Below are 4,278 nucleotides of genomic sequence, written 5' to 3'. Positions count from 1 at the left end.
CCCGCCGGGCCTCAGCGTGCACATAGCCCGCCGTCACCGCCACCGTCTGAATCCCTTGGGCGTGGCAGGCATCGGCGGTGTCCATGGCGTATTCGGCAAAGATGATGGGGTCGTTGTAGGTGAAGGCCACGCTTTTGCAGCCTAGGGACTGGGCCGTCTGCGCAATGGCCGCAGGGCTGGCCTGATCCTGCAGGCGGTCCATCTCCCGGGATTTGGAAATGTCCCAGTTCTGGCAGAACTTGCAGGCGAGATTGCAGCCCGCTGTGCCAAAGGACAGGACGCTGCTGCCCGGATAAAAGTGGTTCAGGGGCTTTTTCTCGATGGGGTCCACACAGAAGCCGGAGGATCGTCCATAGGTGGTGAGCACCATCTCATCGCCCACCCGCTGACGGACGAAGCAGGCACCGCGCTGGCCGTCATTGAGGCGGCAGTCGCGGGGACAGAGGTCGCACTGGATGCGGCCGTCCTCCAGCCGATGCCAGTAATAGGCGGGATGCTGCCCTTCGGGTTGTTCGGCGTTTTCGGTATTCATGTTGCCTTCCCGGCGGGGGCCTGGGGCTCGCGCCATTTTTCGACATGGTAGCGATAGACTTCGAGATCCAGCGACCAGAAATCCGACGGAAGCCCGGCCTTGCGCTTGAGTTGGCTCAGGAATTGCTTGGGATCTGGCAGATCTTCCCAAACCTGGGGAAGGAAGGTGCCCTGATAGGCCCCGTAACGCAGGAGAAGGCCATGCCTGCCCGACTGAATCTGGGTGATCAGGTCGACTTCGCTGCGGACGGTCAGCCGTTCCAGCGGAGATAGGACCGACACTTCCACTTGTACGCTAAGCCACTCTGCCGCGCTCACGGGTGGAAAGCGGGGGTCATGAAAGGCCGCCGCCAGGGCATTGGCGCGGATGTCTTCGCCGAGGGGGCGATGGGCGATGAGGCTGCCAATGCAGCCGCGCAAGACGCCCTGCTGGTTGAGTGTGACAAAGCTTGCTGCCGGATCGCGCAGCCAGTTGGCGGCAGGGGCGGGTGCCACTGTCTGGCCCAAAGCCTCGGTAATGGCCGTCCGGGCCAGCCCCAGCAAAACCGGACCTGCATTTTCCGGAAGCTGACCCGGACGGTGTTCCTGAGATGAATGCTGGGTGTGGCTCATGGCGTTGTGGGCTCCGTGAAAAAGGCAAAGGCCGCGTAGCCGACCACTGCGTCCCGACTTCCGGCGGTATCACCGGAATTGCGCAGATTGAGCAAGCGCGGCTGCAGGTGATGACGATGGGCGGCCTGCAGAAGGCCATTGATGGGTGTGGCGCCACAGGCCTGCTCATGATGGATGGGCGTGCCGTCCAGGCGCAGGATCTGCTGGACCGTAGCGTTGTCGATGCTGCGCGCCTCGGCATAGGGATGGTAATGGGAAAGATCCGAACTGATCAGGATGACGGTTTCCGGCCCGCCCCATAGGGCATCAAGCACTTCTGCCACTTCCCTGGGGCTCGCTTCCCCTACCACCAGAGGCAGGATGGACACCTGCCCCAGGACCTCTTGCAGGAATGGCAGTTGTACTTCCAGGGCGTGTTCCTGTGCATGGGCGATGGGCAATTCCAGGATCTGGGGCAAGTGCGCAATGGCGGCGACCCCGGCGCGGTCCACGGGGAGCGCGCCGAGGGGGGTCTGGAAGGCATCCGCGCCGGGCAGGGCGATGCCCCGAAAGGGTACGCGATGGGCTGGGCCGAGGATGACGACCCGCTGGATTTTCCCACGGCCCCGCGCCAGCAAGCGATAGGCGCTGGCCGCTATGGACCCGGAGTAGACATAACCGGCGTGGGGGACGATCAGTGCCTTGGGCCATGACGACGTCTCCTGGCCGCTGGGCAGGCGCGTGCCGGCCTCGTGGAGATAATGTCGCAAGTCTTTGTTCAGAGTCGTTGCCTGTGCGGGATAAAAAGCACCCGCCACGGCGGCTGGTCGCATACGGATCATGACCGGTTCCTCCCTGGTTAATGCCTATATCAGGATGCGATGGGTATTTTTCAAGGGCAGGGCGCGCCCGTCTTTCGTTATCTGAGAACATGCCTCTGAACCTTTCTCATCGTTCATTGCCCAACCTCATGTAGGTCGTGAATGGTTGGAGATGCATAGATCGCTACGATTTTTCTCGGTGCTTTTCCTGCGCTCCCTGCGATTTACTCAAAATCGCGATTACATCATCATCGGTAACCTCACCAAAGTCGGTATAAAAGTTGCCCACAGCGTAAAAGGGGTCAGGCGTTTCCAGGCAGAGCACTTCATCGGCCAGGGTTGTTAAATTGTATGGCAACTTCCGGCGGTGCTACCCCCACGGCGGCTACGAGGCGTTGGGGCCGCCGCTCACGCAAAAAGCGCAAAGCCATACCAAGAGTGCTGCCAGTGGCCGCACCATCATCGACGACGATTACCAACCGACCAGCAGGATTAAAGTGGTGGTAGACAGGATTGTACTGGGCACGACGTCTTTTTATCACCTTCAATTGCCGCGCGGCCTCTTTCTGGAGATACTGCTCACTGATTCCGATACGCTGTGCATAGGGCTCCACCAGGATTCCTCCGCTTTCATCCACAGCACCCACGGCAAATTCTGGGTTATCGGGTGCTCCCAATTTGCGCACCAGGACCACATCAAGATCTCCTTCCAAGGCGTCAGCAATGATCGCCCCCATGGGGCACAGCTCCTCGGGGGATGGCGAGGATAAGCGGTTTTTTTCCTCGATAGGCCGCCAGACGCTGAGCCAATACCAAGGCGGCTTCTTCACGATTTGTAAATGACATCTCTTTCTCCTATACATGCCTAACCGGGCAGAGAATACGGCGGCGTTCGAAGTAACCGACCTGACTCTCGAAGCGTCGGCGATACCGACCCTCTCCGCTTGCTGAATAGCTAAGAATTACCTGAAGCTTGCGGCTTAGTGATCACCCTTGGCATAGCGCCCAATGAGGGTGGCTTCGGCCAGCACATGCCCGCGTATGGCCTTCTGGAGATTGTCCTTGTCAGGAACCAGCAGAGCGGGAAGGTCTGTATCGAGGGCGTAGAGTCGAAAAAAATACCGGTGCCTGCCGATGGGCGGGCAGGGTCCGCCGTATCCCCCACGCTGCCAGTCGTTGATCCCTTCCTGGGTGCCGGATGGAAGCGTCTGAACCCCTGCGGGGAGATCCTGGACATGGGGCGGAATGTCATACAACACCCAATGTACCCAGATGCGTTGGGGAGCGGCCGGGTCCGGGGCATCAGGGTCTTCGACGATAAGGGCCAGACTTTGGGTCTTGGTGGGGAGATCCTCCCAGCGCAGAGGGGGAGAAAGGTCCGCCCCTTCACATTCACAGGTGTACTGGCGCGGAATGATGCCGTTGTTGGAGAAGGCGTTTGAGTAGATTTGCATGGCTAGTCCTTGAGTAGCGGGTTCAGCAGCCGTTGATCACACAATGTCCTTTCGATAATCTTTCAGCGACACAATATCCCGGTGAGATGCTTAATCAATTCAGGCTCCCCTTCCTGGCTGTAATCTTTGTCCAACGTGGCGCGTACCAGTGCGTCCATAGGATTATCCAGGTGTTCACGGATGAGACCAAGGAAATGTGGTGGTGCCACGAGGATCAGATGCTGAAAGGCACCAGTCATGCGTCCAGACTCAAGATATTTCACCAATTCGGCAGCAAAGTGCTGCATTTCTGTTTCCTTGGGGCTGGTCTTCCACTGGATAGCCGGACGCGCGCCGTGAGCATCACTTTGCTGGACGCGACCAGCACTACTGGTGATGAAATCTCCCTCATGCTTGCGGCTATCTGGATGAACCCAATTATTGACAAGATGCAACCCTTTGCCACAGCCTTCATTCAAAAAAAGTCGTGCTTCAGCGGCGTTGCTTACCAATATCCAAGTGTTGGTCATAATGTTCCTCCTTTTGAAATTTATGTACAAACCCAGAGTTATCGACGAGTGGAAGTTTTAATGAAGAGATTTTTCGTCCCGATACTCCCGAAACGGCCTGCCATCAGCCGATCGAACCCAACTATCTCCTTACTCTGTACAATACTAGTCTAGTTCCGCATATTCTGTAACATCATTATGTGGCCTTTCTTGTGCACATATAGTGAGCAAATCGGGGGGCGGTATGAAACTTTTTGACGAAGAACAGTAAACGTTCAGCCAACCCACCCTTGCGGATTGGCGCCCATCAGGGTAATGCGGTTTTTTTCCAGTTCCACGGCAAGAGTTCGTGGAGCCGCTTGTTGGGCCAAGTGGGGAGCTTTTCGAGCACGT

At 57.9% G+C, this 4,278-nt stretch carries 7 protein-coding genes; all 7 read right to left on the bottom strand.

All coding sequences use genetic code 11. The features are described 5' to 3' along the window. The coding region (gene amrS / locus HJG40_RS14425) for an AmmeMemoRadiSam system radical SAM enzyme (RefSeq protein ID WP_215864841.1) at nt 1–532 on the bottom strand (532 nt) is incomplete at its 3' end. Beyond that, the gene (gene amrA, locus HJG40_RS14420; RefSeq protein WP_215864840.1) at nt 529–1,143 is read right to left on the bottom strand and encodes an AmmeMemoRadiSam system protein A; all 615 of its coding nucleotides are present in this window, start codon (nt 1,141–1,143) and stop codon (nt 529–531) included. The genes amrA and amrS, both read right to left, overlap by 4 nt. Then, the gene (amrB, locus tag HJG40_RS14415; protein WP_215864839.1) at nt 1,140–1,964 is read right to left on the bottom strand and encodes an AmmeMemoRadiSam system protein B; all 825 of its coding nucleotides are present in this window, start codon (nt 1,962–1,964) and stop codon (nt 1,140–1,142) included. The genes amrA and amrB overlap by 4 nt, the downstream gene beginning before the upstream one ends. Nucleotides 1,965–2,269: 305 nt before the next feature. Then, nucleotides 2,270–2,680 (bottom strand): phosphoribosyltransferase, encoded by a 411-nt coding sequence (locus tag HJG40_RS15195; RefSeq protein WP_226857483.1) that lies wholly within the window; start codon nt 2,678–2,680, stop codon nt 2,270–2,272. Beyond that, nucleotides 2,661–2,789 carry a hypothetical protein gene (locus HJG40_RS15280; RefSeq protein ID WP_264317595.1) on the bottom strand — a complete coding sequence of 43 codons (129 nt, stop codon included), beginning with the start codon at nt 2,787–2,789 and terminating at the stop codon, nt 2,661–2,663. Before HJG40_RS15280 ends, HJG40_RS15195 begins: the two co-directional genes overlap by 20 nt. Nucleotides 2,790–2,923: 134 nt before the next feature. Further along, entirely contained in the window at nt 2,924–3,397 is a 474-nt protein-coding gene (locus HJG40_RS14405; protein WP_215864838.1) for a YbhB/YbcL family Raf kinase inhibitor-like protein, read from the bottom strand. Between the two features lie 62 nt (nt 3,398–3,459). After that, nucleotides 3,460–3,906 carry a host attachment protein gene (locus HJG40_RS14400; RefSeq protein ID WP_215864837.1) on the bottom strand — a complete coding sequence of 149 codons (447 nt, stop codon included), beginning with the start codon at nt 3,904–3,906 and terminating at the stop codon, nt 3,460–3,462. Between the last annotated feature and the right edge of the window lie 372 nt (nt 3,907–4,278).

Origin of the sequence: Acidithiobacillus concretivorus (assembly GCF_018853445.1) — a bacterium.
In the GTDB taxonomy this organism is placed as follows: domain Bacteria; phylum Pseudomonadota; class Gammaproteobacteria; order Acidithiobacillales; family Acidithiobacillaceae; genus Acidithiobacillus; species Acidithiobacillus concretivorus.
This window is presented reverse-complemented; position numbering and strand designations above follow the sequence as displayed.